Annotated in this window: 3 protein-coding genes; all 3 read right to left on the bottom strand. The window is 52.7% G+C overall.

Going from position 1 to position 4,236, the window contains the following annotated elements:
* The coding region (locus FBQ85_27255) for a hypothetical protein (protein MDL1878830.1) at positions 1–647 on the bottom strand (647 nt) is incomplete at its 3' end.
* A gap of 35 nt (positions 648–682) precedes the next feature.
* Complete coding sequence (locus tag FBQ85_27250; GenBank protein MDL1878829.1) at positions 683–1,567, bottom strand: hypothetical protein; 885 nt, start codon at positions 1,565–1,567, stop codon at positions 683–685.
* Positions 1,568–1,848: 281 nt separating this feature from the next.
* On the bottom strand, positions 1,849–4,092 hold the full coding sequence (locus FBQ85_27245) for an FtsX-like permease family protein (GenBank protein ID MDL1878828.1): 2,244 nt from the start codon (positions 4,090–4,092) through the stop codon (positions 1,849–1,851).
* Positions 4,093–4,236 lie beyond the last annotated feature (144 nt).

Raw genomic sequence — 4,236 nt, 5'->3', positions numbered from 1 at the left:
ATCTTTTGGTTCGGATAGGAACCAAAATCAGCCCCCCAATCCGGATGCGTATAGTCAATGCCGCTATCGATCACCCCGATCAAGACATTACTGCTGCCGGTGGAAATGTCCCACGCTTGCGGCGCATCGACGTCCACATTCACCGTGTAGCCGAATTGGCCGGTATTGTGCAAGCCCCATTGGTTGCCTTGCGCGAAATGATCGTCATTGGGAATGATCGTTTCACTGCCGAGGTAATTTGGTTCTGCAAAGACGACAAGCGAAAGCCGTTGTAGTCTTGGCGCAGTTTTCAAAACGTCGGCGGTGATTTTGAATTTGTAAATTTGCGAAGCATCGGCAATTCGAATGCGCTCGCCGGTACGAATCGTCTTCAGAGTGTCATGAGGGATGGCATGACGAAAAACCCGGCCAACTTCAAGAACACCGTTAACTGCGAGCGAGTCACGGATTTGAGGAATCAGAATGTTGGTCTCGCTCAACAACTTGCGTGCGGAGTTCACCGGAAAGTCAATTACTCCGTCTTGGAATTGAACGATGATTTCATCCGGCACAAAAGAACTCGATTGCGCATAAGCCGACGCCCTGATAGATACGATGACTTGGAAAAGCGCCGCCATTCCGAAAAGACAAAATCTGAGGGACTTCATGACTGGCCTCCTTGCCAAAATAGTTCAACCGCCGCTCAAAAAGTTAATTGCTTCAAGTTACTGCCATCAGATTGGACAATATAAAGGCGACCACGCCCTGGAATGCTTGTACTGGCGCCGAAAACAATTTGTGCATCATTCGGTGACCATGTGGGGTGCGAGCCGCTTCGAGAAAGATTTTTCTTGTTCGCGCCGTTGGCATCGATGAGGTGTATCCCGCCTTTTGATGAAGAATATGCAATCTTATCTCCCTGATATGAATAGTTGGGGAACTTGTAAAAATCTATGTCTACTAAGGATTTTGCCAATTGCAGAAGGCCGGTACCATCGGCTTTTGCAGTGTAGATGCTGCTTCTTGGAGTATGTGGATTGTCAGTGCGGCTAAATGCCAAATACTGTCCATTCGGTGACCAGGTCGCACTCCAGGCATTATCCAGAAATTTTTGTGATCGCCCTGGACGATTTACGTTCACAAAATAGGTGTGGCCGCCTTCACCGATGTCATAAGCTATTGTTGAACCGTTCGGTGACCAGTCCGGGAAAAAACCTTCGACCTCAAGCGATTTGAAGCCACTACTATCACGGTTGATGATGCAAATTTGCCCGCCGAGCACGAAAGCGAGCCTGCTGCCATCTGGAGACCAGTCCGGAGAATGAGCGCCAAGCAAAAACAAACGCCGGTTGTTGCCATCGGCATTGATAAAATAAATACCAAACGGCCCACCGCTAGTATCGCCAGGAACGGTGGAATGGGTAAAGGCAATAGTGAGACCATCTGGCGACCAGTCAGGGTCACGATCATCATTGTAATCGGGAGGGGTGATTTCTTCGTGACCGACAGGCGTTTTTTCCTTACAGGCCAGCACGGTTATAATCGCTGCTGTAAAAGCAGCTGCGATTATTCGAATGGAAGTTTTCATGTTTATACTGAAAAGTTATTATTGGTAATCTTCAAAAACAAAAAGGCCCCTTCACACTCACTCAGAGCGTAAAGAGGCCTTGAAATTTAAAGTATAATTTTTCGACGAGAACAAGGTGGCGGCGACAATCGGGTATTGTCGCTGGTAAAACATGTGTTGCCCCGGTCATTCAGTTGGTTTGCGCCAACGCACGTTTTTGCGAGTGGCAACATGATAATAACTGGGGGGGGTAAAATGCAAGCGAAATTTTTATACTATTTTTTCTTGACGAGGAAAAAAGCTCATTCCTCTCGAATTGCGCCGGCAATTGGAATCTGTTTCAAACGATGCATGGGATAAATCGCAGCAATCAATGCCGCGAGAAATGCGATCAAAAACGTTTGCACATAAGCTCCGGCTTCGAGCGTGAATGGAATCGTCCAGCCGAAGGTGCGCAGATTGATTACATAAATCAACACCAGCGCGAGCGCGGTGCCGGCGGGCAGGGCGATCAAGCCCGCGAACACGCCCATCAACCCGGATTCCAAAAAAATCATGCGCCGCATTTGCGCGAGCGTCATGCCCACGGCGCGCAAAATGCCCAGCTCACGCGTGCGCTCCACCAGCAGCGACATCACCGCGCTGATGATGCCGATCACCGCCACGATTCCCGCCAACACTTGCATCACCTGCGTGACCGCAAAACTCTGATCGAAAATGCGCAACACTTCCGCGCGCAGCTCGCGATGCGATTTGACTTCAACCTCGAATTTGCCCGCCACCGCGCGCCGCAAGGCTACAACATAATCATTGGCCTCGACGCCGGGAGTGAGATACAGCGCCATGTTGGTGATGCGCGGCGGCCCGAAAAAATGCGCATAGGTTTCGTGCGACATCATCACCTGGCCCTGATCGAGCGAGTAGTCGAGAATAATCGCGGCAATTTTGAAACTCTGCGGCCCGGTGAATCCTGATAACATCAAGGTATCGCCTACGCCTTTGCCAAAACGCAAGGCAAAGTTTTCGGAAATGATCACTTCGCCCGCGCGCAATTTCGGCCAATGCTCTTTCCCGGTTCCCCGAGTGAACGCAAAATTGCTGCGATCTACCAACACTTCCGGAGTTACTTGCACCAAATAAATCGGCTTGCCACGATAGCTCGTTTCGGTCGCGCCATAGCGGCTGATGGCTGCCACGTTGGGTTGTTGTTCGAGAAAGGCGAGAAACGCCGGTGTCATGACAGCGCTCCATTTCGCGGTATCGAAGCCGAGCGGGGAGAGATAAACATCGCCCTGCAGCGCCTGGCTTACCCAGGCGTTGATCGTGATGCGAAAGCTGGAAATCATTAAACGCATGCTCAACACCATGGCCAGCGCGAGCATGAGCGCGGCAATCGCGACCGAGGTGCGGCTCAAGGCCGCGCGAATGCTGCGTGTGGCAAGCAGGCCGGCTTGTCCCGCATGCTTTTGCGCCGCCGGCGCGGTTATGGCCGTCAAGCCGATGGTGATGATGGGCGTGAAAAAAATCGCTGCCAATCCCACGAACAAGGCGACAATCAAACCGCCAAGAAAACTGCTAGAGTTCGTGTAGACAAGAAAGGCGAGCGCGAGGCAAATGATTCCAATCACCGCCAGCCAGGGCGCGAATTTGCTGGCGCGCGTTTCGAGCGAGGATCGGCGCACTGCAACCGCTGCCGGGATGCCGGCGGCCTCGAGCGCAGGAATCGCGCTGGCGGCGAGAGTTGCCAGAATTCCCAAAACAAAGGCTTTGAGCAACACCGGCAAGCGCAGCGCAACACCCTCCACTTTGATAAAAACATAAAGCTCGGAAATGGTCGCGCTTACCGCTTGCGTGGCATAGTTCGCCAACAAAACGCCCAACACCAAACCGAGCAGCGCGCCAATAACGCCGAGCAACAACGCTTCGAACAAGGCATTGAGAATGACTTGCCGCGGCGTCACGCCCAAACAGCGCAGAATGCCGATTTGTTTGCGGCGATGCAGCACCGCGAATTCCATGGTGTTGTAGATGAGGAACATGCCGACAAACACCGCGAGAAACGACAGCGCAGTGAGATTCAGACGGTATGAACGCATCATCTCGCCGACGCGCTGCGTGCGGCCCGCAGGCGGGGCGAGGCGGAGATAGTCCGGCAATTGGCGGCGCAGCTCGGCAACGCGGTTTTCCTCGGCGATGAGATCGAGGCGATCGACATAGCCCACGCGGTCGAGCAACTCCTGCGCGGTGGCGATGTCCATCAACAGCAAATTGTCGAAACCTAATCGCGCCAGCAGTTCCTGCGAGATGACGCCAATGATGATGATCTTGCGCCATTCGCTGCCGATGAGTAAATGTAGCGTGTCGGGAATTGCCAGAGCATATTCGCGCGCAAACGGCGCGCTGATCAAGGCCGTGCCTGGAGTGGTGAGAAGTTGCAGGCCGGTTGCAGCAAAAAAGTTGGCGGTGGAATCAGATAAAGAAGCCGCGCTTATCTCTTCGGCCATTGAGCTTATCTCTTCGGCCATTGAGCTTGTCTCTCCGGTCATTGAGCTTGTCGAAATGGCCGGAGCGCCTGTCGAAACAGTTGCTGAGCTTGTCGAAACAGTTGCTGAGCTTGTCGAAACAGTTGCTGAGCTTGTCGAAACAGTTGCTGAGCTTGTCGAAACAGTTGCTGAGCTTGTCAAAACAGT

Source organism: Cytophagia bacterium CHB2 (genome assembly GCA_030263535.1).
Lineage (GTDB): Bacteria > Zhuqueibacterota > Zhuqueibacteria > Zhuqueibacterales > Zhuqueibacteraceae > Coneutiohabitans.
This window is presented reverse-complemented; position numbering and strand designations above follow the sequence as displayed.

Bases quoted from the DNA above. Each gene is read 5' to 3' on its own strand.
- FBQ85_27250 (MDL1878829.1), bottom strand. From the start codon at position 1,567: ATGAAAACTTCCATTCGAATAATCGCAGCTGCTTTTACAGCAGCGATT.
- FBQ85_27245 (MDL1878828.1), bottom strand. From the start codon at position 4,092: ATGACCGGAGAGACAAGCTCAATGGCCGAAGAGATAAGCTCAATGGCC.